The sequence below is a fragment of the Massilia timonae CCUG 45783 genome, from assembly GCF_000315425.1.
Classification (GTDB): domain Bacteria; phylum Pseudomonadota; class Gammaproteobacteria; order Burkholderiales; family Burkholderiaceae_D; genus Telluria; species Telluria timonae.
In genome coordinates, this window is sequence record NZ_JH992926.1 from 1 (window position 1) to 26,404 (window position 26,404).

Here is a 26,404-nt window from a genome sequence, read left to right on the forward strand (position 1 = left end):
GACGACTTGTGAAACAACCATTCAAGCGGCTCGGAGCCCAAGCGTTGTCGAGCTTGCGTTGTCGCGCTGGAGGTGATGCAACGGTCTGCCAACTCGGGCAATGCCAGGTCGAGCGAGTCGACAATGTCCTTGACGGAACGGTGTCGATAGATCGCCAGAGCAATGACTAGCCAGACGACCTGCTGCGCGGGTAACCGCCGAGAGCGGATAGTCGCTTTATCGTTCGCTACTAACGCAGCTTCCACCCATTCGTAGGGCAGATGTTCGCCAAGGCGGCTCCACTCAAGAGGATTAGGTAGGTCAATGACGAGGGGGATGGCATCAGAAAGCATGGCCGAAAGTTAACATTTCTGAGCCACGTTTACAACGAAAAAATGCCGCAAAGATCGTTAACTTAGCGGCATTATACTCTGACCCTCATTGTTGGGTTAGTGAGCGTGGGATAGTTGTGGGGTGGCTGTGGAGAGTGCGGCGCGCCACGCGGCGCGGTAGGCGGACAGGCCGGCGACCGCGCGCGGCGGCTTGGGGTGGTGCTGGCCGGTCGGGGTGGCGTCGCGGTAGCGCAGAAGCCAGCCGCCGCAGGTGGTGCCGCTGGCGTCGTCGGAGTAGGCCAGCGCCTGGTGGGGACGCAAGCTGGCCAGCAAGGGGCCGAACCAGGGATTCGCCGTGAAGCTGCCTTCGACGGTGATCGGGCCGCGCGCGCCGAGCGCGTCGAGGCAGTAGTCGGTCATCAGGACACAGTACAGCGTGGCGAGCGCGAAGCGTTCGCCGACGTCGGCGGGGGGCGGTCCCTCGATATGGCCTTGCCGGCCTGCGAATGGGCCGCCGCCATCGGCGAAGCACGGCAGCGCCATCGTGCCGCGCGCGATCAGCCGTTCGAGCTGCTCGAATGAACAGGTGCCTGGCTGGTCGCCCGCCAGCGCGCCAAATTCGCGTCCGCCCATGAAACGCATGCAGGCCACTGGCTGGCCGAGGGCGTTGGTATTGGCCAGCATGTCGGCGTCTTCGCGCAGGCCGGCGAGACCGACGCCGAAGGCGGCCGCGATCAGCCAGGTGCCGGTCGACAGCACGGTGCGCGGCGCGCCGGGGGCATCCGCGCCATCGCGGCCCAGGTGGCGCAGCAGCGAGGCATTGCTGTCGTGGATGCCGCACAGGACTTCGCAGCCTGGCGCCAGCCCGGTGGCTTGCGCGACCTCGGGACGCAGCACGCCGAGCGCCGCCCAGGCGGGCGCCAATGGTGGCATCTGGGCTTCCCAGCCCATGCGCGTCACCAGCGAGGAATAGTCCTGGCGCACCGGGTCCCACATATCGGTATGGCAGCCGAGCGACGTCGCTTCGCCGGCGGCGACGCCGCACAGGCGCCAGGCCCAGTACTGCGGATACATCAGGATGTGGCGCGCCCGCGTGAAGGGTTCGGGGTGATGCTGCCGCAGCCAGGCCAGCTGGCGGCCCAGGTTCAGGCCCGCCGGCAGCAGCGGCGAACAGGTCTGCGCATAGGCCGGCCGCAGCGCGGCGTAGTCGAGGTCCGGCAGCGCCGCCTCGTAATCGAGCACCGGCAGCACCAGGCCGTCGTCGTCGACCAGGGCGGCGGTGGCGCCGTGGGTGACGGGCACGATCGCCGTCACCCGCGCCTGGCCGGCGAAGGCGCGGCAGGTCGCCAGCATCCAGTCCCAGATGCCGTCGGTATCGTGGTGCGGATAGGGGCCGTCGTGCAGGATCGCATTGGGCCGGCGCCGTTCGGCCAGCAGCCGTCCGGCCGCATCGACCAGGGCCAGCTTGACGTTCGTCTTGCCGATGTCGAGTACGATCAGCGCGTCGTCCGGGGTCGCTTGCATGGGGGCGCGCTCCATCAATGGCGGGTCGGCTTGCCGCGCAACAGGCGCGACAACGCGATGGTCGCCAGCAGCAGCACGCCGACCACGATCGTCATGTAGATGCCGGGCACGTTGGCCAGCGCCAGGCCATAGGTCACCGCGCCCATCGTCAGCACCGCCAGCAGCACGCCGCCGATGGTGCCGGCGCCGCCGGCGATGCTCACGCCGCCCAGGATCACCATGGTGATGATCTCGAGCTCCCAGCCGGTGGCGATGTTCGGCCGCGTGCTGCCGATGCGGCCGGTCAGCAGGAAGGCCGCCAGGCCCGCCATGGCGCCGGTGAGCATGAACAGGCCCAGGCGGTAGCGGTCGACCGCGATGCCCGAGAAGCGCGCGGCGTCCGGATTATTGCCGATGGCGTAGATGCGGCGGCCCGCCGTGGTGGCATGCAGCACCACCGCGAACAGCAGCGCGAAACCGAGCAGGATCACGAAGGCGCGTGGCACCACGCCGAAGAAGGTGCCCTGGCCCCAGTCGGCCATGAGCTGCGGGTAGTTGGTGAAGGCCTGGTCGCCCAGCGCCACGCTGGCCAGGCCCCGGTACAGGGCGATGGTGCCGATGGTGACGACGATCGAGGGCAGCATGAAGCGCGTGACCAGGAAGCCATTGAGCCAGCCGCAGGCCAGGCCGGTGCCGACCGCCACGAACAGCAGGGTCTCGGCCGGCAGGCCGGCCGTATGCGCCAGGCCCATGGCGACCGACGACAGCGCCAGCGTGCCGGCCACCGAGATATCGATCTCGCGGCAGATGATCAACAATGCCATCGGCAGCGCGATCAGCGCCTTCTCGCTGAAGTTGACGGTGCCATCGAGCAGGTTGTAGGGATCGAGGAAGTGCTCGAGCGTGACGCCGCCGGCGACGAACACCGCCAGCAGCAGCAGGGCAAGCAGGGTCTCCCAGCGCGCCAGCACATGGCGCAGGCCCGGCTTCTTGCGGTCGAGGATCGTATAACGCGATGTGTGGCTGGAGTCGTTCACGGTCTTGATATCGAGTGGGGGTTCGACCTGGGCGATGCTGGTCGCATTCATGCTGGGCTCCTTGCGGCCGGAACGTCGGTGCGGTGCAGCGGCAGGATCTGGCGGCTGCGCTTGCGGTTGCCGCCGGCATTGAGCAGCACGGCCACCAGGATCACGGCGCCGGTCAGCGCGCTTTGCCAGAACGGCGAGACCTGCAGCACCGGCAGGGCATTGCCGATCACCGACAGGAACAGGGCGCCGAGCACGGTGCCGAGCACCGAGCCGACGCCGCCGGCGATGCTGGCGCCGCCGATCACGCAGGCGGCGATCACGGTGAATTCGAAACCATAGGCGATCTCGGTATACGCGACCGCATAGCGCGCCACCCACAGGTAGCCGCACAGGCCCGCCACCATGCCCGACAGGCCATAGGTCCAGAGCAGGCGGCGCGCGGTCGGAATGCCGATGTAGGCGGCGCATTGCGGCGCATTGCCGATCGCGTACAGGTCGCGCCCGAAGCGGGTGTAACGGGCCAGGAAGGCCATCGCCAGCACCGCGCCGAAGGCGATCCACACCAGGTGCGGCAGGCCGAACAGGCGCTGCAGCGGGAAGCCGATGAAGTTGGCCGGCATCTGGTGCGCCGACACCCAGGCGCCGCCCGAGATCACGAACACCAGGCCGCGGTACACGCTCATGGCGCCCAGCGTGACCACGATCGGCGGCAAGGCCAGATAGCCGATCAAGCCGCCGTTGACGAGGCCAAGGGCCAGGCCCGTGCCGGCCGCGGCCAGCATCACCAGCGCCAGCGGCAGCTCTGGATTACCCGACGCCAGCATGGCCGCGACCATGCCCGACAGGGCCAGGTTCGAGGCCACCGACAGGTCGATGCCGCGGGTGACGATCACCAGCATCTGGGTCAGGGCCAGCATCACGAGCAGGGTGCTGTCGGTGAGCAGGTTGGCCAGCGAGGCGGTGGTGAGAAAGACCCGGGCGCGCAGGCCGACCAGCAGCACCAGGGCCACCACCATCACGGCCAGCAAGGCCTCGCGCTGCCTGAATACCTCGCTCATGGGGACACGCTTGATCATGGCGCCACCTCCAGTCCCAGGTCGACCCCGGATGCGGCTGCGACCACGGTCTCGGGCGTGGCCTCGCCGCGCGCGAATTCGCGCACCACGCGGCCCTGGCGCATCACGACCACGCGGTCGGCCAGGCCCAGCACCTCGGGCAGTTCGGACGAGACCAGGATCACCGACAGGCCGCGTTCGACCAGGCCGCTCACGAAGCGGTGCACGGCGGCCTTGGAGCCGATGTCGATGCCCTTGGTGGGTTCGTCGAGGATGATGACCTTGGGATCGGTGGCCAGCCACTTGCCGAGCACCACCTTCTGCTGGTTGCCGCCCGAGAGCTCGTCGACGTTCTGGCTCAGGTAGGCGGCCTTCAGTTCCAGCTGTTCGGCGAAGCGGCGCGCCAGCGCGGCCTCGGCCCGGGCACGGGGGAAGAAACCCAGCTTGGACAGGATCGGCAGCGTGATGTTGTGCATGATCGGCATGGTCAGGTGCGCACCATGGTGCTGGCGGTCCTCGGGCACATACGCCAGGCCGCATGCGATCGCTTCGCCCGGGTTGCCAAATACCGCCGGCTGGCCCTCCAGCCGCACGCTGCCAGTCACCCGCGTCGTCAATCCGAACAGCGCCTGCATCACCTCCGAACGCCCGGCGCCCACCAGTCCATAAAAGCCGAGGATTTCCCCCTTGCGCAGGGTGAAGCCGACATCCTGGAATTCGGTCGGGTGGCTCAAGCCCTCGACCTCCAGCAGCGGCGCGCCGATTGCTACCTCGGCCTTCGGATAGGCCTGGTGCACCGCGCGGCCGACCATCAGCGCCACCAGCTCCGGCTCCTTCACGTCGGCGAGCCGGCCTTCGGCCACGAACTGGCCGTCGCGCAGCACCGTGTAGCAGTCGGCCACTTCATAGATCTCGTCGAACTTGTGCGAGATGAAGATGACGGCGGTGCCGCGCGCCCGCAAGCCGTCGATGATGCGATACAGCTCGCGGATCTCGCGCTGCGACAGCGCGGCGGTCGGCTCGTCCATGATCACCACGCGTGCATCCTGCGACAGCGCGCGCGCGATCTCGACGAAGTGGCGCTGGGCCACCGACAGGTCGCGCACGCGGGCGCGCACCGGCAGCGACACCTCCAGGCGCGCGAACAGCTCCTCGGCATCGGCTTCGATGCCGGCCCAGTCGATGCGCCGCGCCGGGCCGCGGGTCGGGTGGCGCCCCACATAGATGTTCTCGGCCACCGACAATTCGTCGAACATCACGGTTTCCTGGTGCACGGCAGTGATGCCGGCGGCCATCGCTTGCTGCGGGCTGCCGAAGGACACCGGCTTCCCGTCGAGCAGGATCGCGCCTTCGTCGGGACGGTGGATGCCGGTCAGGGTCTTGACCAGGGTCGACTTTCCGGCCCCGTTCTCGCCGATCAGGGCCATGACTTCGCCGGGGCGGATGGACAGGCGCACGCCATTCAGGGCGCAGACGCCGTTGAAGCGCTTGGTGATGCCGGTCAGCTGCAGTACCGGCGCGGCGGGCGCGCCGTCGTGCGGGCGCAGGGGAGGGCTTGTCAGTTGGGTCACTGGCATATGGGTGCTGCAAACGGATGAAAGGCGCCGCGCGCCGATCATGCAAATCGCATCGATCGCGCGCGGCGGACGGGCCGGGTCAGAACAGCTTGGCGAACTTGTCGACGTTGCCGGCGTTGTAGGTGAACGGCGGGCCGAGGGCGGTTTCGCCGTTGGCGTCCAGGGTCACGGCGCCCAGGCGGCCGACCGCGACGGTCGCGCCAGCGCTGGAAGTCGCCTTGCCGGCCACGAACTGGTGGGCCGCATAGGTGGCGGCGTAGCCCAGGTCGATCGGGTTCCAGATCGCGAATTCGCGCACCGCGCCGCTCTTGACGTGGCCGGCCATCTCGGACGGCAGGCCCAGGCCGGTGACGAACACCTTGCCCACCAGGCCCTCGTCGGCCACCGCCTTGCTGGCGGCGACGATGCCGACCGTGGTCGGCGCAATGATCGCCTTCAGGTTCGGATGGCTGCGCAACAGGCCGATCGCTTCGCGGTAGCTCTTGTCCGACTGGTCGTCGCCATACACGGTCGCCACCAGCTTCAGGCCCGCGTACTGGGGCTGCTCGAGCGTCTTCTTCATGACGCCGATCCAGATGTTCTGGTTGGTCGCCTGGGCCGACGCCGACAGGATCGCCAGCTCGCCCTTGCCGTCCAGTTCCGCCGCCGCCATCTCGATCTGCTTCTGGCCGATCAGTTCCGCATTGGAGGGATTGAGCTGCATCTGGCGCCCGTCGGGGGCCAGCGCGCTGTCGAACGAGATCACCTTGATCCCGCGCTGCATCGCCTTCTTGGCGATCGGCACCAGGGCATTCGGGTCGTTGGCCGAGACCACGATCGCATCGACCTTCTGGCTGATCAGGGAATTGATGATCTCGATCTGGCCTTCCGCGCTGGGCGTGGTCGGGCCGGTATAGATGATCTCGACCCCGCCGATCTCGGCGGCGGCATCCTTCGCGCCCTGGTGGGCGGCGTCGAAGAAGCCGTTGCCCAGGCTTTTGACGACCATCGCGATGCGGGTCGGTTCAGGCGCATCCGCGGCCTTCTTGTCGGCGCAGCCGGCCAGGCCGGCGAACACGCCGACGGCCGCCGCGGCGAGCAGGAGCTGTTTGATCTTCAATGCGAAATCTCCATCAGGGCTGCGGACTGGAAGTCATATTGGGGGCTGTAGCGCGTGGTGCGCAGCGCCGGCATCTCGCCGTCGGGTTCGACGGTGACGACCTTCACGCCATACTGCTCGAGCAGCTGCACCGCCTTGTCGGAAGCGTCGGTGTCGGTGATCACGGTGGACACGCGATCCAGGCCGCACAGGATCAGGCCGGCCTTGCGCGCGAACTTCGAGCTGTCGGCCAGCACCACCAGTTCCTCGGCCTGGCTGATCAGGCGCTTCTCGGCCTGGATCAGGAGCGGGTCGGCTTCCATCAATCCCAGCAGCGACAGGCCGTAGACGCTCATGAACATCTTGGTGGCATAGTGGTGCTGGGTGATGTCGTTGTCGAACGGCGAAAGGATGACGTTCTGCTCGCGGTACACGCGCCCGCCCGGCACGATGATCTCGTTCTCGCTCGAGACCAGCAGGCGTTCGGCCATCAGGAAAGAGTTGGTCAGGATCTTCAGCTGCTTCTCGGTGAGGAACTCGGCCATCATGAAGGTGGTGGTGCCACCGTTGATGATGATCGTCTCGCCGTCGTTGCACATGCCGGCCGCATGGCGGGCGATGGCGCGCTTGCGCGAGGCGAAGCACTGGATATTGTTCTGGAACGTTTCGCTGGTCAGCGGGAACTGGCGCGTCTTGGGCAGCAGGTTCTCGGCGCCGCCCCGGGTGCGAGTGAGCAGGTTGCGTCCCGCCAGCCAGCTGATGTCGCGCCGGACCGTCGCCGGGGACGCATTGAGCCATTCGACAAGCTGCTGGACCGTCGCCGTCTGGTGCTCGGCAAGCAGTTTCAGCAAACGCTTGCGGCGTTTGTGATTCACCATATTGTGTCTCCTCCGTAAGCCGTCTGGTTGTGTGCGGCATGGGACCCGTCGTTCCAGGCCTCTTGTGGGCAGGAATCGCGGGGTGTTCGAAAAGAGTAGTTTCTAGATGCAATATCGTCAATCACCAAATGATCATTTGACTGATTATTTCCCGGCGCTGCAGCGCACAAATGCTCAAATCGCTCAAGTCGGTGATTGATTCTTACTTGGTCAGCAAGTTGATTGTTTCCGCGTTGACACCCCGTGGGCCGCTGCTTTCTACTGTCTGCCGATGCCGCAGCGCTGCTAGAGCAGCATGCGGACGCAGGACATGGAAGAGACGTATCGATTCGATGACAAAACAATCAACTAGGAGATACAGATGGGCGCCTTGAGCGAAACGAAGCAGCGCGAACCGATCACCTCGCGCTGGGATGAAGCCGTTGCCGCCACCTTGAGTGAGCCGGAACTGCTGCTGTACCGGTCCAACCTGCTGGGTTCCGACCTGCGGATCACCAATTTTGGCGGCGGCAATACCTCGGCCAAGATCGACATGGTCGACCCGCTGTCGGGCGAGCAGGTCGAGGTATTGTGGGTGAAGGGTTCGGGCGGTGACCTGGGCAGCATCAAGCTCGATGGCTTCTCGACCCTCTACATGAGCAAGCTGCATGCGCTCAAGGGACGCTACCGCGGCCTCGAACACGAAGACGAGATGGTCGGCTACCTGCCGCACTGCACCTTCAACCTGAACCCGCGCGCGGCCAGCATCGACACGCCGCTGCACGCGTATATCGCGCGCCGCCACGTCGACCACATGCACCCGGACGCCTGCATCGCGATCGCCGCCTGCAAGAACAGCAAGGAACTCACCGCCAGGATCTTCGAGGGCGAGCTGGGTTGGCTGCCGTGGCAGCGTCCCGGCTACGACCTGGGCCTGAAGCTGGAGGCCGTGTCGCAGGCCAATCCGCAACTGAAGGGCATCATCCTCGAAGGCCACGGCCTGTTCACCTGGGGCGACACTTCGCAGTCGTGCTACGAGACCACGCTGGCGATCATCAAGCGTGCCGAGGATTGGCTGGCGCAGAACGTCCAGCAGCCGGTATTCGGCGGCCCGGCCAGCCCGATCCTGCCGGCGCCCGAGCGCGCGGCGCTGGCGGCGCGCCTGATGCCGCTCCTGCGCGGCAAGATCAGCAAGGACGAGTACAAGCTGGGCCACTTCGACGACAGCGACGCCGTGCTCGAATTCGTGAGCAGCGCCCACCTGGCGCCGCTGGCGGCGCTGGGCACCTCGTGCCCGGATCACTTTTTGCGCACCAAGATCCGCCCGCTGGTGCTGGACTTCGACCCGGGCGCGCCCGATTTCGAGCGCCTGGCCGCGAGTCTCGACCAGGCCCTGGTCGACTACCGCGCCGACTACACCTCCTACTATGAGCGCTGCAAGCGCGCCACCAGCCCGAAGATCCGCGACGCCAACCCGATCATCTACCTGATCCCGGGCGTGGGCATGCTGTCCTTCGCCAAGGACAAGGCCACCGCGCGCATCGCCGGCGAGTTCTACGTCAACGCCATCAACGTGATGCGCGGCGCGAATGGCGTCGACACCTATGTCGGACTGCCGGAACAGGAAGCCTTCGACATCGAGTACTGGCTGCTCGAGGAGGCCAAGCTGCAGCGCATGCCCAAACCGAAAAGCCTGGCCGGCCGCATCGCGCTGGTGACCGGCGGCGCCGGCGGCATCGGCCAGGCGGTCGCCCGCCAGCTGCTGCAGGAGGGCGCCTGCGTGATGCTGACCGATATCGATCCCGAGGCCCTCGAACAGGCCGGCAAGGACCTGGCCAAGGTGGCAGGCAAGGACAGCATCGGCACCGTGCGCGCCAACATCACCAGCGAGGAAGAAGTGGCCGGCATCCTGGAAGCGGCGCTGCTCCGCTTCGGCGGCGTCGACCTCCTGGTCTCGAACGCCGGCATCGCCTCGGCGGCGCCACTGGACGAGACCACGCTCGACATTTGGAAGCGCAACCAGGACATCCTCGTCACCGGCTACTTCCTGGCTACCCGCGCGGCTTTCCGCATCATGAAGCAGCAGGGCCTGGGCGGCAGCATGGTCTTCGTGGGCAGCAAGAACGGCCTGGTCGCATCGGCCGGGGCCTCCGCCTACTGCACCGCCAAGGCGGCCGAACTGCACCTGGCGCGCTGCGTGGCGCTGGAAGGCGCCGAACACGGCATCCGCGTCAACGTCGTCAATCCGGACGCCGTGATCCGCGGCTCGCGCATCTGGGACGGCAAGTGGAAGGAAGAACGCGCCGCCTCCAACAAGATCGAGGCCGACGACGTCGAGGAGTTCTACCGCAAGCGCAGCATGCTGAAACTCTCGGTGCTGCCGGAGGACATCGCCGAAGCCGTGTACTTCTTCGCCAGCGACAAGTCGGGCAAGAGCACCGGCAACATCCTGAACGTGGATGCCGGCAACGCGGCCGCCTTCACCCGCTGACCACGCTGCCGACTGCGGTCGATACGCTAAGATAGCGGGACATCACAACAAGCCGGGACGCCGCCCCTCCAGGGCGCGCGTCACCGGTCATCGGCGGCTTATGCCGCCTGCATCAAGGAGACGAGTATGACAAGCGTTATCGACGCCGGCCTGGTCGCGGACCAGAACGCCAAACTGGACGCGCAACTGCAGGCCGACTACGAGGGATTGGGCGGCATGCTCGCGCGCCGCGGACTGGATATCGACAAGCTGACCGCGCTGGCGCAGAGCTTCGCCGTGGCGGTGCCCAGCTGGGGCGCCGGCACCGGCGGCACGCGCTTCGCGCGCTTCCCGGGCCGAGGCGAGCCGCGCAATGTGTTCGAGAAGCTGGAAGACTGCGCCGTCATCCACCAGCTGACCCGCGCCACGCCCAGCGTGTCGCCGCACTTCCCGTGGGACAAACCGACCGACGCCTCTGAGCTGCGCGAAACGGCGCAGGCGCTGGGCCTGGCCTTCGACGCGGTCAATTCGAACACCTTCCAGGACCAGCAGGGCCAGGCGCAGAGCTATAAGTTCGGCAGCCTCACGTCGACCAGCGCCGCCGTGCGCGCGCAGGCGGTGGCCCACAATATCGAATGCATCGAGATCGGCCGCGCGATCGGTTCGCAGGCGCTGACCGTGTGGGTCGGCGACGGCGCCAACTTCCCCGGCCAGCACAACCTGCGCGGCGCGCTGGAGCGCTACCTGGACAGCATGCGCGAGATCTATGCCTCGCTTCCCGCCGACTGGAACGTGTTCATCGAACACAAGCTGTTCGAGCCGGCGTTCTATGCCACCACCATCGCCGACTGGGGCACCAGCTTCGCCTGCGCCACCGAGCTGGGACCGAAGGCCAAGTGCCTGGTCGACCTGGGCCACCATGCGCCGAACACGAATATCGAGATGATCGTGGCGCGCCTGGCGCAGTTCGGTAAACTTGGCGGCTTCCACTTCAACGACAGCAAGTATGGCGACGACGACCTGGATTCCGGCTCGATCAACCCGTTCCAGCTGTTCCTGGTGTTTAACGAGCTGGCCGATGCGGCGCGGCGCGAGGGCGAGGCCTTCAAGCCGGCCTATATGCTCGACCAGTCGCACAATGTGACCGACCCGATCGAGAGCCTGATGAGCAGCGCGGCCGAGGTGCAGCGCGCCTTCGTGCAGTCGGCCCTGGTCGACCGCGCCGCGCTGGCGGCTCTGCAGGAGCAGAACGACGTGCTGGAGGCCGCGCAGACCCTGAAGCGCGCCTTCCGCACCGACGTCAGCCCGATCCTGGCGATGGCGCGGGTGCGTGCCGGCGGCGCCGCCGATCCGGTGGCCTGCTACCGCGCCAGCGGTTACCGCGACCGCGTGGCGGGCCTGCGTCCGGTCAAGGCCGGGGCCAGCAGCAGCGGGATCGTCTGACCATGACCGTTCACGCCACGCGCGCCTTCCGCATGAAGCTCAAGGCCGGCAACGAGGCGGAATACCGGCGCCGGCACGACGCCATCTGGCCCGAGCTGGCCGCGCTGCTGTCTGGCGCCGGCATCCACGATTATGCGATCTTCCTCGACGAGGCGACGCTCGACCTGTTCGCGGTGATGAAGCTGCACCCGGGGCATGAGCTGGGGCCGCTGCCCGACCATCCGGTGATGCGCAAATGGTGGGATTACATGGCCGACCTGATGGAGGTCGAGCCGGGCAACCGGCCGAAGGAGTGGCCGCTGACCCAGGTATTCCACCTGGCTTGAACCCGATTGGTCCCGCGGCCTGGCATTGCCAGGCCGTTTTTCCGTTTGCGTCAGCGCGCCGGGAAGCTGCGCTCGAGCCAGGCCTTCGGCACCGGCACCACCACGATATTCATCGAGCGGCCGTCCTCGGACAGCATCGCTGACTGGATCTGGATGCGGGTGCCGTCGGCATTGAAGGTCGGGTGTGGATGGTCGGCCGCGGTGGTCTTGTGGCCGGTGGTGAGCAGCATCATCTCGCGGTTGCGGCGGTCGATCAGGTAGACGCTGCGGCTGAAGTCATCGCCCACCGCGAAGCGGCCATCGCTCGAGCCGTGCACGTGCCACAGGCCGCTGCCCGATTCGGTCTGGCCGACGATCTGCATCTGGCGCGTGCGCAGGTTGACGATCGCCAGGCCGGTCGGCTTTTCGCGGGTGCCGGTGGCGCCCCAGCCGTCGTCCTGGCCCGGATTGGCGCCGCCGACGTCGGTGGCCGGGCCGGCCACCGAGGCCGCCGCGCCGGGAATCGCGCGGTGGCCCATGATGGCCATCGCCACCTCGTCCTTCGTGATCACCGCCTCGTGCGTGACCCATTCGTACGGCGCTTCCGGATACAGCGGACGCAGGCCGCTGCCGTCGGCGCGCACGGTCCAGGTGCGCTGCGGCGACTTGCCGCCGGTCTCCCAGCAGAACACGATCTCGCCCGGATTCCACAGATTGGCCTGGATGTGGCCGACCTGGAACGGCACCGACACCACGTGTTTTATTTCGCCGGTGCGCACGTTGAGGCGCGCGATGCCTTGCGGGCCGGCGCCCATCTTGCGCGGGCCGAAGGCCGGCTCGATCTTCGTGCCCGGCGCCAGGTGCCTGGCCGCCTGGCCGGGGCCGACCTTGAAATAGACCCATTCCTCGTCGGCGTCGAGCGCCAGGTCGCCGCCGGCTTCCAGTTCGGCCGGCAGGTTCGAGACCACGCGCTGGTAGGTCGCCGCGGGCTGCATGCGCCTGGCGGCGCTGTCGGCCAGCACGCGCGCCAGGTCGGTTTCGACGATCTGCAGGCCAGCGTCGCCTTTGCGCATGTAGTACAGCTTCATCGACTTCTGCGCCAGGTTCAGCATGCCGGTGTAGCCGCCTTCGGTCACCTGCACCAGGTCGCCCGTCTCTTCGTTCACCGCCAGCGCCTCGCTGCCGGCCAGCCGCGAGCGGAACACCAGCCACTTGCCGTCGGCGGTCCATTGCGGGTGGGTCGGGTAGATCTTCGAATCGCCATGCGGTTTGCTGGTCAGGAAAGTCAGTTCGGTGCCGGTGACCGGATCCTTGACGAGCTTGCGCTCGGAAGGAAAGCGTTTGCCGATCTGGGCCGAGGCGTCGGCGCACAGCAGCAGCGCGACGGCCAGGCCGATCGCGGAATGGATGAGGGGTCGCATGAGGGTGTCTCCGTCTTGTGGATGTTGTCCGCTCATTGTTACAGTACGAGTTGCTCATTTCCAATCATATTGCTGATTCTTTCTGCGGTTTGACCGCCGCGGCTGATTACGCCGCATAGAATCTGCCTATAACAACGACCGACGGAGACCGTGGCAATGACTGTTTCGCGCGCCCTGCAGCGGATACTGGTATGGCTGGCGCTGGCCTGCGTCATGGCATCAAGCCATGCGCAAGGCCCGGCCGCCGCCGTGAATACCGACCCCGCGCGCGCCCGGGTCGTGCTGCCGGAACCGGCCAACCCGGCCCTGCCTTCGATCATCCTGATCGGCGACTCCACCGTGCGCAACGGCCACGACGACGGCCAGGGCAAGGGCGCGCAGGGGCAGTGGGGCTGGGGGAATCCGCTGGCGGCCCACGTCGATGCGGCGCGCGTCAACCTGGTGAACCGCGCCGTGGGCGGCCTGTCCAGCCGCACTTATATCAGCAGCGGCCATTGGGAGCGCACGCTGGCCCTGGTCAAGCCGGGCGACGTCGTCATCATGCAGTTCGGGCACAACGACGCCTCGCCGGTCAACGACGACAAGCGTGCGCGCGGCACGCTGCGCGGCGTGGGCATTGAATCCACCGAGATCGACAACCTCCTGACCGGCCAGCGCGAGACGGTGCACAGCTACGGCTGGTACCTGCGCAAGTACATCGCCGACATCCGCGCCAAGGGGGCGACGCCGGTAGTCGCCTCGCTGGTCCCGCGCAAGGCCTGGAACGACGATGGGGGCAAGGTGCGCCGTAACCGCGCCGATTACGCTGGCTGGGCGGCCGAGGTGGCGCGCAGCGAACAGGTGGGCTTCATCGACCTGAACGAGATCGTGGCGGGGCGCTACGACGCGATGGGACGTGACGCGGTCATGGCACTGTTCCCGGCCACCGTGCCGGACGAGCGCATCCACACCAACTGGGCCGGCGCCGTGCTGAACGCCCAGGTGGTGGCGCTCGAGCTGGCGAAGCTGGGCGATCCGCGCATGAAGACCTTCCTCAAACCGGTGGAAGACGTGCGCTTGGTGGCCGATGCGCGCGCCGTGCGCGACGAGGCGGCGCGCGATCCGACCTTGCCGACCCTGTTCCTGGTCGGCGATTCAACCGTCAGGAGCGGTGGACAGAACGGGGCGATCGGCTGGGGCGAGCGCATCGCGCCGTATTTCGACGCCGGCAAGATCAATGTGGTCAATGCCGCGATCGGCGGCCGCAGCAGCCGCACCTTCTTCACCGAGGGCCGCTGGGAGCGGGTCAGGGCGCAGCTCAGGCGCGGCGACGTGGTGCTGATCCAGTTCGGTCATAACGACGGGGGCCGCATCGGCGACCCGGCCTCGAAGAACCGCGCCTCGGTTCCGGGCATCGGCCCCGAGACGGTCGAGGATACCCGGCCCGACGGCAGCAAGGAACAGGTGCACAGCTTCGGCTGGTATATGGCGCGTTACGTCGCCGACGCCAGGGAGAAAGGCGCCACCGTCGTCATCGCCTCGCCCATCCCGCACCGCGACAAGTGGCAGGGCGAGCGAGACTTCGCCAACATCGCCGACTGGGGCAGGCAAGTGGCCGCGGCCGGCGGCGCACACTTCATGGACTTGACGATGCTGGTTTCGGACGCCTATCGCGATATTGGGGCGGCCACCGTCGACACCTTCTTCTCGGACGCCCGCACCCATACCAACGCGGCAGGCGCCGAATTCAACGCGCGCCAGGTCGTCGCCGGCCTGGCCGCGTTGCCGGGCGATCCGCTGGGGCCTTATTTTTCGCCGCAGGCCTGCGTGCGCTGGGGCGAGCGCGGCGCCTTGCTGCACCGGGACGATTTCGATGGCCCATTGAGCGGCTATGTGAGCGAATATGTGCGCAAACCCGGCAACATCGTCGCCAACCGCGACGGCCGCCTGCTGATCGACGTCGATTCGGGCGCCACCGTGTGGCTCGACAAGCCCCTGTCGGGCAATCTCCTGATCGCCTACACGCGCCGGGTGGTGGTGGACGGCGGGCCGAACGACCGCCTGTCGGACCTCAACCAGTTCTGGATGGCGCGCGATCCGGCGCGGGCCTCGCTCTTCACCCGCTCCGGCAAGTTCGAGGACTATGACGACCTGGAACTGTATTACGCCGGCATGGGCGGCAACGGCAACACCACCACGCGGATGCGGCGCTACAGCGACGGCAAGCGCGAGCTGGTCGCCGAGCGCCTGGGCCGCGACTTCCTGCTCGAGCCGAACCGCGACTATCGCGTCGAGATCGCGGTGCGCGATGGCTGCACGCGCATGCGCGTGGACGGCCGAGACCTGTTTACGTATTACGACCCGCGGCCGCTCACGCGCGGGTATGTCGGTTTTCGCACCACGTGGTCGCGCCAGACGATCGACGGACTGACCATCCACCAAATCCAATAAAAGGAGACTTCACCGATGCATTCCCCCAAGCCGCGCCACACCCTGATGGCCATTCTCGTGGCGGGCCTGTTCCCGTTCTCCCTGGGCGCGATCGCGCAGGACGCGCCGCCGCCGCAGGAAAAAGGACCGGCGCCGGCCGACGCCATGCTGCACGCGCTGGAGGTGACTTACCCGACGCCGTACCGCGCCATGGAAGCGGCCGAGGTCAAGGCCGTGCTCGACCGCGTGTTCGCCTACCTCGACCGCACGACGCCCGCTGAACTGATCGACAAGACCACGGGCGCCGCCATCACCGACGTAACGAAGGCCGACCCGAACGCGGTGCTCAAGCCCGGCGACTTCCGCCTGACCAGCTACGAGTGGGGCGTGACCTATATCGGCATGCTGGCCGCGGCCCAGGCCACCGGCGACGCCCGCTACCAGGAGTACGTGACCAGGCGCCACACTCTTCTGTCTCAATTGACCCGCGCCTACCTGCCGGTAGTGAAGGCCGATGCGCAGAACGCGCATGCGCCGATCAAGAGCTTCCTGAACCCGCACGCGCTGGACGATGCCGGCGCGCTGTGCCACAGCTTCATGAAGGCCAGGGTGGCCGGCTCCAAGGTCGATTACGGCCAGATGATCGGCGTGTGCGGCGACTTCGTCACCAACAAGGAATACCGCCTGAAGGACGGCACGCTGGCGCGCGGCGGCCCGGACGGCAAGGGCGGCCGCAAGATGCGCCCGCTGCCGGACACCCTGTGGCTGGACGATATGTTCATGGGCGTGCCGACCATGGCCTACCTGGGCAAGACCACGGGCGAGGCCAGGTACTACGACGACGCGGTGCGCCAGGTGCAGCAGTTCTCCAAGCGCATGTTCAACCCCAGGCTCGGCATCTACATGCACGGCTACGTCGAGGGCAAGCGCGATCATCCCGAGCTGCGCTGGGCCCGCGCCAACGGCTGGGCGGTGATGTCGATGGTCGAGGTGCTCGAAGTGCTGCCGAAGACCCACAAGGGTTACAACGCCGTGCTCGAACAGCTGCGCGCCCACATCCGCGGGCTGGCCGGCTACCAGAGCCGCGACGGCTTCTGGCACCAGCTGATCGACCGCAACGACACCTACCAGGAGACCTCCGCCACCGCGATCTATGCCTACGCGATCGCGCGCGCGGTCAACCGCGGCTATGTCGAACCGGAGATGTATGGCCCGATGGCCAACCTGGCCTGGAACGCCGTGGCCAGCAAGGTGACGCAGAATGGCCAGATCGAGGGAATCTGCGTGGGCACCGGCATGGCCTTTGATCCGGCGTTCTATGCTTATCGCCCGACCAGCGTCAAGGCGGCGCACGGATATGGTCCGACCCTGCTGGCCGGCGCCGAGATCATCGAGATGAACAAGAAGTTCAAGTTCGGCTTGAACGATAGCGGCCTGATGTTCCAGGGCGGCCGCGACTGAGCCTCCCTCTCAGGGCGCCAGCGCCCTGAGCCGCTCCACCAGGCTGGCCGGGGCCGCGAACGCGGTCCCGTGGCGCATCTTGCGCGGAAAGCGCATGCGCGTGCTGACGTCTTCCCAGTGCAGCATGTCGCGCGAGCGCAGCGCGCCGTAGTGGCCGGCGGTGTAGGCGTCGAAGTACAGCAGCACCTCGTCCCCGACCTGCAGCGCGCTCGGTCCCTCGGCCCACAGGCCGGCCGGCGTGACCGGCGCGCTCAATGGTCCGAACGGGCCTTCCAGGCTGGCCGCCTGTGCGACCTGCAGGTATTTGCGGGGAGGATGGCGGGTCTCGTCCTTCACCACCAGCCACTCGCGCCCCAGCGCCCGGACGAAGGTGGCGTCGATCACCGAGAAGCCCGGATCGTAGAATAGCCGCGTCGGCGTGAAGCTGGCGAAATCCTTCGTGGTGGTGGCGTAGATGCGGTGGTCGTACCTCTTGTCGCCGGCAGCGTCGCCGCCGGCCTCGGTATGCGGGAAGCGGCCCGGGATCGTCGACGACCACAGGATCAGGAAATGCGCGCGTCCGGCGTCGTGGAATATTTCTGGTGCCCAGGCGTTGAGCGCGCCCGGTTCGTGCGCCATCACCGGCAGGCTGCGCTGGCCCGACCATTGCACCAGGTCGGGCGAGGAGGCGTAGCCGATGCCGGTGTCGTTCCAGCCGCTGGTCCAGACCATGTGGAACAGGCCGTCCGGACCGCGTTCGATGCACGGGTCGCGCATCAGTTTGGTCGGGCCGACGGTGGGCGCCAGGAAGCTGGCGCCGCCGCGCAGCGCTTCCCACTGGTAGCCGTCGCGGCTGGCGGCAAAATGCAGGCCGTCGGCGCCGTTGCCCAGGAAGTAAGAGAACAGGTAGGCCTGGTCGCCGTCGCTCCGGCTGGCCGGCAGCGGGCCGGCGCAGCCGCCGAGCAGGCCGCCAGCCAGCAGGGCCAGGGTGGTACGGCGCTTCATCGAGCAGCTCCGCTGGTCACTTCGCGCTGCCCGTCGTCGCCGAGCGGTCGTGGTTGCGTGCGTCCGGGGCTGGGCGGCGCCGTGAAGCCGGCCACCGGATCGGGATGGGCCGGGTCGAAGCGAAAGTCGGGGACGAGGTGGGCGGCCAGCGCAAGCTTCGCCTCGCGCATGCCCAGCGCCACTGCCTTGGCCAGCAGGTAGCTGCCATATGGGTTGTGGTGGGTGTTGTCCAGCTTTCCCGGGGCGGGTGAGGCAAACGCCGCCTTCGAGCCCTCCACCCCGAGCGCGGCGTACAAGGTCTTGCTCATCGCGTTGAGGTCGATGAACGGCACCCGGAGTTCGCGCACCGCCTGGCGCGCGGCCTCGGCATAGTCGCTGAGCGTGGGCCTGACCTGGCCCGCCGCGTCGAAGGCGCGGCGCTCGACCGGCGAGACGATCACCGGCAGGCCGCCGCGCGCACGCGCCATGTCCACATGGGCCCTGATCTCGGCCTTGTAGGTCGTGAACGGGCCGCTGCGCCCGTCCTTGACCTGCTTCTGGTCGTTGTGCCCGAACTGCATCAGGAGCAGGTCGCCCGGCTGCATCATGCTCAGGATCTTGTCGATGCGGCGGCGCGCCAGCGAGTCGCGGTAGGTCTCGCCCGACTGCGCGTGGTTCGACACCGCGACCCGGGGTCCGAAGAAGCGCGGCAGCATCTGGCCCCAGCTGTTGTACGGTTCGCCCGGCTGGTCGCTCACGGTCGAGTCGCCCAGCAGGAAGATGGTCGGCACCCTGGCCGGCACGATCTCGATGCGCTGGACGGCGTTTGGCTCGCCATTGAATTCCAGGGTCAGGCGCTCGTCCCAGTTCCAGGCTTCGGACTCGGTTTCGCGCGGGGCCTTGAGGGCGACCGCGCCGGCCGCGACGCCAGGCACGGGGGCGATGCGCGCGGTGCGCACATTGGCGACGAAGGTGCGCAGCACGCGCTGTCCGGCCGCCGCCGGCACGTTTTCGAGCATCAGCCGGCGCAGCTCGGATTTTATCGTGGTCGCCGTCGGCTGCGTGGCATGGCCCAGGACGACGGTGACCGCGTAGTTGCCCTCCGGGAGGCGGACCGAGAAATAGTGGCCGCCATCCTCGAAGCCGTAGCCGCGCGCCGCGTCGTAGGGCGCACCAGGCGCGACGCGGGTGTGGCCGGCGGGCGCCTCGGCGTCGCCGAACACGAACCGGGTCGGCGCGGCGGCGTGCACGTCGGCGGCCAGCAGCGCGCCGGCCGCCAGGCAGAATGCATGGAAAGTGTGGGTCATGGCGAATCGCATCGAAGGGTCAGAGGGCGTCACCGATCAGCGCCAGGTTCTGGATCGCGGCCAGGCCCCATTGCGCGGTGTCGTTGGTCGTGGCCCACGGCACCTCCATGACTGGATTGAGCGTGGCCGCGCCAAGGACCCTGGTCGCCACGGAGGGCGGATAAGGGCGGGCGTGCGCGAATTCGGCCCAGGCGCGGCGCGCCAGCGCCGGGTCCTTGCGGCGCCAGGCCGCATACGCCGTCAGGCGCGAGTGGCCGATCACCAGCACGTCGGAGCCGCCATGCGGCTGGCCCAGGCGGCGCTGCTGCTCGCCCTTGGGCGCGTTGTACAGGGCGCAGTAGTCGAGCCAGGCGCGTTCGAAGGCCTGGTCGCCGGTAAGGGCGATCAGTTCGTCGAACACTTCCACGGCCCCGAACACGGCGTTCAGGTGCGAGGCCTTGACGCTGTCGCCGGCCATATTGTGCAGGCGACCGGTGCGGGGCTCGTAACCCATGCGTTCGCCGCTGAAGAAACCGTGCGGCATGGCCGCGATGTCGCGCATGCCGGTCAGGATCTTGTCGCGGTGGCGGGTGTCGCCGCTGCGTTCCCATTCGGTGAGCCAGTTGGCCGCCAGCGAGGCCCAGTCGGTGCCGAAGCTGGCGCGCACCGGATACGGGCCCTTGGGCGGCTGGTTCGGGAGCTTGCGCACCGGGTCGACCGCGTCCAGGCGCAGGTCGGCGTCCAGCAGTTCGCGCATGACGTCGCCGGTGCGCTCGTCGGCCGTCAGGTAATAGTACATGCGGCGGTAGACCGCGGTGCTGATGCGCACCTGCTTGGCGCTGCAGCCCCAGTGCTGGACGTTGTGGCGCGTGCCCAGGCCGGCAAAGCGGCCCAGGTGGTAGGTGTCCACGTCCGTGGTGTGGCGCACCATGGCTTCGCCCATGCGGAAGATGTCGGCGCGGCCGCTGCGCAGAAAAGCGTACCACAGCCACAGGTCGGGTGAGAGTTCCGAATTGGCCCAGGCATAGCCGCCGACGTCGTAGCGCCATTCGTGGCGATCATGATCGTAGGTGTGGCGCACGTCGCCATGGTCCCAGAAGCCGTACCAGCGGCGCTGCTCGACCTCGTCGCGGTAGAAGGCGAAGTGGGCGTCGAGCCTGTCTTCGATGTGCGCCTTGGCCGGGGTCGAGCGGTCCGGCAGCGCATACAGGTTGCCGAAGGCGCGCGTGGCCAGGATGTGGGCTGGCGCCGCGCACAGCTGCGGCGGCGACTGCACATGGGCCGCCATGCGCACCAGCTGCTGGCGCGCCGGCGTCGTGTCCAGCGCCCACAGCGTGAATTCACTGCTGCGCGCCACGCCGACCGGCGTGCCGAAGCCTTTTTCGTAATCCTCGTAGGTGACGTCCAGCGCCTGCAGCTCGTCGGCATGGGTCTGCATGCCCATGCCGTCGTGATAAAAGCGCAAGTCCATCGCCGGCGCATCCGGCGCCCAGATCCACAGCGTGACCTGGGCGGCGTCCGTCTGCGCGTTGCGGATGTCGAGCTGGGTCGGATGGCGCTGCCAGAAGTCGCGCATGCCGAAGGCCAGGCCGCCGCTGGCGCCGCCGATATAGCCCAGGCCCGGCGCGCGCCGGCCCCAGGCCGCGTCGATCCAGCCATGGCCTGCCTTGGTCCGCTTGCGGATGCGGAAGCTGTCGGGAGAAAGCTGCGCCAGGCTGTAGTCACCCCAGGCCGGGATCAGGTGCAGCGACTTGTTCACGCGCTCGGCGATCGGCGGCACCGCCTGGCCGGCCAGCTGCGCCTTGCGCACCGCTTCGCCGGGATCGCGCCGCAAGCCGGTGAGATTGCGCACGCCCTCGGCCCACAGGCCGCCAGCCTCGCCGCCGAAGCGCACGTGGCGGTCGTGCGGAGCGTCGACCAGCGGCACGTCGAAGCGCAGGCCGAGGCCGCGCACGAAATCCTTCTGCTCGTCGCCGTCGAACACGAAGGTGTGCATGATGCGCACCGATTCGGCGCCGGCGTAGAAATACAGGCGTAGCGTGAACGGCAGCCAGGAACGGTCGCCATCCCGGGCGCGGTGCATGCCCTCGACTTTTGCCACGCAGCGCACGGGTCCGCGCTGTTCGAGCGTGACGCGCTGCAGCCGGCTCTCGTAGGCCGTCTGCCGGGTGCTGCCGTCAGGGCTGTCGTCGCTCAGGGCGACCAGCTTGCCGGCGCGCGCGATCTCGCGCCCTCCACGGCGCAGGCTGCGCACGATGTCGGCGCCCTGGCGCGGGATGGCGCACTCGATGACGCCGGTGTCGATCACGATGGCGTCCGGGCTTTCCCTGACCGTCACTCGCTTGCCGCCCGTGGCGCCGGAACTGCCGGGCCGCAGGCGCAGGCGCTCCGGCGCCGCATCCATCGGCGGCAACGCGTGCGCGCTCCACTTCAGCGAACCGTCCGGCCAGTAGGCCAGGGGCCAGCTCTGGCAGGGCAGGTCTTGCCCGTCGCCGGACAGGACGAAGGCCTGGTCCCTGGGGAGCGCGCCGCGTGGCCAGGGCACGCCGAAGGTGGCGCCGGTCAGCAAGGCAGGCCTGCCTTCGAGCCAGGATAGATCCACCTTCCCCGGTGCGGCCGGGGCGGCCGGCGCAGCATCGGCCTGCCCCGCGTTCAGGCCCAGCGGCAAGGCGGCGGCCAGGGCTCCGGTCTTGAAGAAGCTGCGGCGGGACAGCGGCGCCATGCTGTCAGCGTCCCGCGGCCAGGCTCACGCTCACCGGCGAACGCAGGCGCAGCGCCTCGTCGGCGACCTGCTGCTGCCACTGCGCCTGGGTCGCGAACGGGCTGCCGCGGGTCCAGGCGGCCCCGACATAGTAGCGCAGGGGCTGGCCCGATGTGACCGGCGCCGTCACCAGGCCGTTGCGCGCGTCGGCGGCGAAGCCCGAGGCCGACGGCACGATCACCGCCACGCCGAAGTCGCCGAAGCTGCGCTGGGTGACCCATTGCACCAGGCTGCCTTCCGCCTTGTTCTGGGCGAAGTCGACTTTGACTTCCTGGCCCTTGTCGCTCGGGTTCTTGTGCAGCCCGACGGCGGCGTCGAGCGTGGCCGGGCCGCTGAAGGTGAAGGTGCTGTCGATGCGGTCGAACCAGCGCCCGGCGTCGACCGTGAAGCGCTTGACCTCGGACACCTTGGCGCCGCCCGCGTCCCAGGCGTCGTAGTGCAGTTCGAACACGGTGCGGATCGGGCCGTTGGCCAGGATCCGCCACTCGCGGTAGTTGGCGCCGACGTGGAGCTGCTTGCCGTCCCAGATGCCGGTGCCGCCGGCGCCGCGGGTGGGGCCGACGTTGTACATGTCGATGCCTTCGCCCTGGTCGACGTGGTAGTGGTCGTGGCCGATGTTGTACCAGCGGTCGACGATCGGATACGGCACCCGCTTGAACCAGATATCGAGGCCGCTGGTGACCAGCACTTCCTTGTCGCTGCCGGGCGGCGCCGGCGCCTTGAGCGCCGGGCCATAGGCGCGGTGCGCCAGCTTGTCGTTTTCCCAGGCGAAGTCGTCGAGCCGCTCCTGCACGAAGCGCGCATAGGTCTTGGGCGGGAAGGGCGGCACGGTGGCCCCGGCCTTCTCGATGCTGAAGGTGGCCGATTTCTCGCCGGCCTTGAAGTCGTACTGGAACAGCAGCTCGCCATAGGCGGCGCCGATCATCTGCGGGTCCTTGGCGGTGGCCGCGACATTGGTCACCTGATAGGCCAGGGTGCGGCCGGCCCCGTCCTTGATCACGAGCTGCTGCGATCGGGCCTGCGGCAGGGCCTCGTTGATTCTAGCCCAGGGAATCGAGATCGTTTCGGCCGGCCGGGCGATGTCCAGCGCATGGCTGGCGGTCACGCTCAGGCGATCAAAGGCGCGGGCGTCGAAGGTGAGCAGGGTGGCGAGGGCGGCGAGGGGAAGGGAAAGGCGAACAGTCATGTCAAGGGCGTTATCTGGATTGATCGGAAACCTGCAGCGGCAGCGTCATGCCTTCGCCGAGGAAGAAGCTGGGGTGGGGCGGCTGGTTGTAGGCGGCATTCTGCGCCGCCACCTGCACCCGGTACTGGGTGTCGTGCATCAGGGTCGGGATGCGGTGCCGGGTCGGCGCCGTGGTGGAGAACACCAGCAGCGCCGCGTCGTCGGCGCCGCGCCAGACCACTTCTTCGCGCCAGTCGCCGAACAGGTCGGCCGACAGCACGGGATTGGCCTTGGTGCCGTTGATCGAGGCCGCGCCATGCTTCGCCCCGTCGAGGAGCGGCTCGAGGCGCTGCGCCTGCGGGTTCCATTTTTCGATCCGGGTGCCGTCGAGCGACTCGCGCAGCAGGTCGCCATCCCACCACAGGCCGAAGTTGAAGGCGCGCGGGCGCACGGGCGAGATCTGCGCGCCGGCAGCGTTCACCAGGCCGCCAGCCGGGTTGTTGATGCCGCCGATCGCGGCCCAGCACTCGTTGCCCGGATGCGCGGGATCGATGTCCATGCAGATGCCGCGTCCCACGTCGATGCTGCTGGCGATGCCCCACAAGACCTGGCCGGTGGCGGCGTCGTGCATCTCGGCGCCGTGGCCCTTGTAGCAAGAGGGCGACTCATGCACCATGAATACCTGCAGGCCCGGCCGGCCCGGGTCGTGCTTGCCGACGTGCAGGGCGTCGCCGTGGCACAGGCCGGTGCTGTACATCAGCGCGCCGTCGCTCCTGATGGTGGCGGCGCCGTAGACGATGTCGTCGCGGCCGTCGCCGTCGGCGTCGGCCACGGCCATCCAGTGCGCGCCCTGGCCGGCGGCGGCCGCATTGGCGGGCAGGTCGCTGTCGAATACCCAGCGCCGGGTGAGCCGGTTGTCGCGCCAGTCCCAGGCCGCCAGCACGGCGCGGGTATAGTAGCCGCGCGCGAACACGGCGCTCGGACGCGCGCCGTCGAGATAGGCCACGCCGCCCAGGAAGCGGTCGACCCGGTTGCCGTGCGCATCTCCCCAGGCCGCGACGTCGCCGCGCGGCGGCGCGTAGTCGGTGCTGGCCAGGGCGGCGCCGGTGCGGCCGTCGAACACGGTCAGGAATTCCGGGCCGGCCAGGATGTAGCCGTCCTTGTTGCGGTGGTCCGCCGCCGGGTCGCCGATGGCCTTGCCGGCGCCGTCGACGGCGCCGTCGGCGGTCTTGGCCATCAGTTCGGCGCGGCCGTCGCCGTCGAAGTCGAAGGCGAGATAGGTCGTGTAGTGGGCGCCGGCGCGGATGTTCCTGCCCAGGTCGATGCGCCACATGAACGTGCCGTCCAGGCGGTAGGCATCGATGAAGGTCGAACCGGTGTAGCCACGATGGGCGTTGTCGTGGGCGTTGCTCGGCTGCCACTTGACCAGCAATTCATAGACGCCGTCGCCATCGAGGTCGGCGGCGGAACCGTCGTTCACGCCATAGGTATAGGCCTCGCCATCCGGGGTGACGCCGCCCGCGGGTTTGCGCAAGGGGATGGTCTTGAACGGCTGCGGCCAGGTGGCGCCGGCGCGCCCGTCGATCGCGCTTTCGGCTCCCTTGCTGACCGCGCGTACGCTGTAGGCCGCGCTGGCGGAGGCGCCCGCATCGACGAAGTTGGTCGCGGTCAGCGGCGTGGCATTGATGCGCACGCCGTCGCGGTACAGGTTGAAGGTGGTGGCCGGGTCTTCCGGGCCGAGCGCGCGCCAGCTGACGAAATTGCCCGCGCCGGTGTGGATCGCGACGACGCCGCGATCGAGCGGCTCGAGCTGGCGGCTCGGGGTGGCGCAGGCAGCGCAGGCCAGCGCCAGCAGCGCGAGGGCCGCGCCGCGTTTCAGTTTCTGGTAAGGGGGAATGGATGCCATCGTTGTCCTGGTCTGCGTCCTGGTCTGCGCCCTGGTCCGATCAAGGCGTGTCCGGCCGAGTATTCATTTTCCGTTCGGGAAGTGTCAACGGGCGGGCGGCCCTGCGGTCCATTTAATCAGGCGCTTGAGCGTTTGCCCTGCATGTCAATGCGGCGTGCGCGCTCAGGACGCTGATTATCCCGGGCCCCTGGATGGACGAGGATGCGCGCGACGGCGTAGACTGCGGATTCGATCCGCTCATCTGCTCATCCAGTATCCGTACATGATCATTTCGTCCGCCACCGACTTCCGCCAGGCCGCGCGCCGCCGGCTGCCACCCTTCCTGTTCCACTACCTCGACGGCGGCGCGGGCGCCGAGCAGACCCTGCGCAGCAACGTCGACGACCTGCAGGCGATCAGGCTGCGCCAGCGCGTGCTGCGCGGCTCCGAGCAGCTCGATTTGAACGTGCAGTGGTTCGGCGAAGGCTATTCGCTGCCGATCGCGCTGGCGCCGGTCGGCCTGACCGGCATGTACGCCCGGCGCGGCGAGGTGCAGGCGGTGCGCGCCGCCTGCCACCGCAACATCCCGTTCATCCAGTCGACCGTCTCGGTGTGCCCGCTGGCCGAGGTGGCGGCCCAGGCCGCGCACCCGATCTGGTTCCAGCTGTACGTGCTCAAGGACCGCGGCTTCATGCGCGACGTGATGCGCCGCGCATGGGATCTCGGCTCGCGCACCCTGGTGTTCACGGTCGACATGCCGGTGCCCGGCGCGCGCTACCGCGACGCCCACAGCGGCATGAGCGGGCCGAACGCGCCGCTGCGGCGCATGCTGCAGGCCGTGCTGCATCCGCGCTGGGCCTGGGACGTGGGGCTGTTCGGCCGTCCGCACGACCTGGGCAACATCACGGCCTATCGCGGCAGCGCCACCGGCCTGGCCGACTACATCGGCTGGCTCGGCGCCAATTTCGACCCCGGCATCGCCTGGCCCGACCTGCAATGGATCCGCGACGAGTGGCGGGGCAAGCTGGTCATCAAGGGCATCCTCGATCCGGAAGATGCGCGCGATGCGCTGGCCTTCGGCGCCGACGGCATCGTGGTGTCGAACCATGGCGGCCGCCAGCTCGATGGCGCGCCGTCGAGCGCTTCGGTGCTGCCGGCCATCGCGGCCGAGGTCAAGGGACGGATGACGATCTTCGCCGACGGCGGCGTGCGCACCGGGACCGATGTGTTCCGCATGCTGGCGCTGGGGGCGGACGGCGTCCTGCTGGGGCGCGCCTTCGTCTATGCGCTGGCCACGCAAGGCCAGGCCGGGGTCGAGCGCCTGCTGCAGATCATGGAAAAGGACTTGCGCACCAATATGGTCCTGACCGGCGTGCGCAAGGTAGACGAGATCGGGCCGCACCTGCTGGCGGCCTGACCTTGCTTC

The 26,404-nt window shown here is 68.2% G+C and carries 19 protein-coding genes; 6 read left to right on the top strand and 13 right to left on the bottom strand.

Going from position 1 to position 26,404, the window contains the following annotated elements; translation table 11 throughout:
- From HMPREF9710_RS22895 to HMPREF9710_RS22925, 7 genes are all read right to left on the bottom strand, one after another.
- Positions 1-332 (bottom strand): transposase domain-containing protein (locus HMPREF9710_RS22895; protein WP_040778199.1); only part of this gene is annotated, 332 nt, incomplete at its 3' end.
- Between the two features lie 96 nt (positions 333-428).
- A complete protein-coding gene (locus HMPREF9710_RS22900; protein ID WP_005670393.1) occupies positions 429-1,835 on the bottom strand; it encodes an FGGY-family carbohydrate kinase in 1,407 nt (468 codons plus the stop codon).
- Positions 1,836-1,849: 14 nt separating this feature from the next.
- The gene (locus HMPREF9710_RS22905; RefSeq protein WP_005670395.1) at positions 1,850-2,902 is read right to left on the bottom strand and encodes an ABC transporter permease; all 1,053 of its coding nucleotides are present in this window, start codon (positions 2,900-2,902) and stop codon (positions 1,850-1,852) included.
- Positions 2,899-3,918 (bottom strand): ABC transporter permease, encoded by a 1,020-nt coding sequence (locus HMPREF9710_RS22910; protein WP_005670396.1) that lies wholly within the window; start codon positions 3,916-3,918, stop codon positions 2,899-2,901. The genes HMPREF9710_RS22905 and HMPREF9710_RS22910 overlap by 4 nt, the downstream gene beginning before the upstream one ends.
- On the bottom strand, positions 3,915-5,474 hold the full coding sequence (locus HMPREF9710_RS22915; protein WP_005670398.1) for a sugar ABC transporter ATP-binding protein: 1,560 nt from the start codon (positions 5,472-5,474) through the stop codon (positions 3,915-3,917). Before HMPREF9710_RS22915 ends, HMPREF9710_RS22910 begins: the two co-directional genes overlap by 4 nt.
- Positions 5,475-5,553: 79 nt before the next feature.
- A complete protein-coding gene (gene rhaS / locus HMPREF9710_RS22920; RefSeq protein WP_005670399.1) occupies positions 5,554-6,573 on the bottom strand; it encodes a rhamnose ABC transporter substrate-binding protein in 1,020 nt (339 codons plus the stop codon).
- The gene (locus HMPREF9710_RS22925) at positions 6,570-7,430 is read right to left on the bottom strand and encodes a DeoR/GlpR family DNA-binding transcription regulator (RefSeq protein WP_005670401.1); all 861 of its coding nucleotides are present in this window, start codon (positions 7,428-7,430) and stop codon (positions 6,570-6,572) included. The genes rhaS and HMPREF9710_RS22925 overlap by 4 nt, the downstream gene beginning before the upstream one ends.
- A gap of 361 nt (positions 7,431-7,791) precedes the next feature.
- Between HMPREF9710_RS22925 and HMPREF9710_RS22930 the strand changes: the two genes are divergently transcribed.
- The 3 genes from HMPREF9710_RS22930 to HMPREF9710_RS22940 all read left to right on the top strand — a co-directional run bounded on the left by HMPREF9710_RS22930 (position 7,792) and on the right by HMPREF9710_RS22940 (position 11,648).
- Complete coding sequence (locus HMPREF9710_RS22930; RefSeq protein ID WP_005670402.1) at positions 7,792-9,900, top strand: bifunctional rhamnulose-1-phosphate aldolase/short-chain dehydrogenase; 2,109 nt, start codon at positions 7,792-7,794, stop codon at positions 9,898-9,900.
- 126 nt (positions 9,901-10,026) lie between these two features.
- Complete coding sequence (rhaI, locus tag HMPREF9710_RS22935; protein WP_005670404.1) at positions 10,027-11,322, top strand: L-rhamnose catabolism isomerase; 1,296 nt, start codon at positions 10,027-10,029, stop codon at positions 11,320-11,322.
- A gap of 2 nt (positions 11,323-11,324) precedes the next feature.
- The gene (locus tag HMPREF9710_RS22940; protein WP_005670405.1) at positions 11,325-11,648 is read left to right on the top strand and encodes an L-rhamnose mutarotase; all 324 of its coding nucleotides are present in this window, start codon (positions 11,325-11,327) and stop codon (positions 11,646-11,648) included.
- A 50-nt stretch (positions 11,649-11,698) separates the two neighbouring features.
- Here HMPREF9710_RS22940 and HMPREF9710_RS22945 read toward each other — a convergent pair whose 3' ends face one another.
- Positions 11,699-13,048: a TolB-like translocation protein gene (locus HMPREF9710_RS22945; protein ID WP_005670407.1), complete on the bottom strand. Its 1,350-nt coding sequence runs from the start codon at positions 13,046-13,048 to the stop codon at positions 11,699-11,701.
- 156 nt (positions 13,049-13,204) lie between these two features.
- Between HMPREF9710_RS22945 and HMPREF9710_RS22950 the strand changes: the two genes are divergently transcribed.
- Positions 13,205-15,478 carry a DUF6250 domain-containing protein gene (locus HMPREF9710_RS22950; protein WP_005670409.1) on the top strand — a complete coding sequence of 758 codons (2,274 nt, stop codon included), beginning with the start codon at positions 13,205-13,207 and terminating at the stop codon, positions 15,476-15,478.
- Positions 15,479-15,493: 15 nt separating this feature from the next.
- The gene (locus HMPREF9710_RS22955) at positions 15,494-16,918 is read left to right on the top strand and encodes a glycoside hydrolase family 88/105 protein (protein ID WP_005670411.1); all 1,425 of its coding nucleotides are present in this window, start codon (positions 15,494-15,496) and stop codon (positions 16,916-16,918) included.
- A gap of 9 nt (positions 16,919-16,927) precedes the next feature.
- Here the strand turns inward: HMPREF9710_RS22955 and HMPREF9710_RS22960 are convergent, their stop codons facing one another.
- From HMPREF9710_RS22960 to HMPREF9710_RS22980, 5 genes are read right to left on the bottom strand one after another with little or no spacing between them, the layout of a single operon-like run.
- On the bottom strand, positions 16,928-17,902 hold the full coding sequence (locus tag HMPREF9710_RS22960) for a glycoside hydrolase family 43 protein (protein WP_005670413.1): 975 nt from the start codon (positions 17,900-17,902) through the stop codon (positions 16,928-16,930).
- Positions 17,899-19,188 (bottom strand): rhamnogalacturonan acetylesterase, encoded by a 1,290-nt coding sequence (locus HMPREF9710_RS22965; RefSeq protein ID WP_005670415.1) that lies wholly within the window; start codon positions 19,186-19,188, stop codon positions 17,899-17,901. The genes HMPREF9710_RS22960 and HMPREF9710_RS22965 overlap by 4 nt, the downstream gene beginning before the upstream one ends.
- Positions 19,189-19,207: 19 nt before the next feature.
- A complete protein-coding gene (locus HMPREF9710_RS22970) occupies positions 19,208-21,889 on the bottom strand; it encodes an exo-rhamnogalacturonan lyase family protein (RefSeq protein ID WP_005670416.1) in 2,682 nt (893 codons plus the stop codon).
- 4 nt (positions 21,890-21,893) lie between these two features.
- Entirely contained in the window at positions 21,894-23,114 is a 1,221-nt protein-coding gene (locus HMPREF9710_RS22975; protein ID WP_005670418.1) for a DUF4861 family protein, read from the bottom strand.
- Between the two features lie 10 nt (positions 23,115-23,124).
- Positions 23,125-24,999: a rhamnogalacturonan lyase gene (locus tag HMPREF9710_RS22980; protein WP_005670421.1), complete on the bottom strand. Its 1,875-nt coding sequence runs from the start codon at positions 24,997-24,999 to the stop codon at positions 23,125-23,127.
- 262 nt (positions 25,000-25,261) lie between these two features.
- Here HMPREF9710_RS22980 and lldD point away from each other — a divergent pair, with 262 nt between their 5' ends.
- Positions 25,262-26,395, top strand: coding sequence for an FMN-dependent L-lactate dehydrogenase LldD (gene lldD / locus HMPREF9710_RS22985; protein WP_005670423.1), 1,134 nt, complete (start codon positions 25,262-25,264; stop codon positions 26,393-26,395).
- Positions 26,396-26,404: the final 9 nt, after the last annotated feature.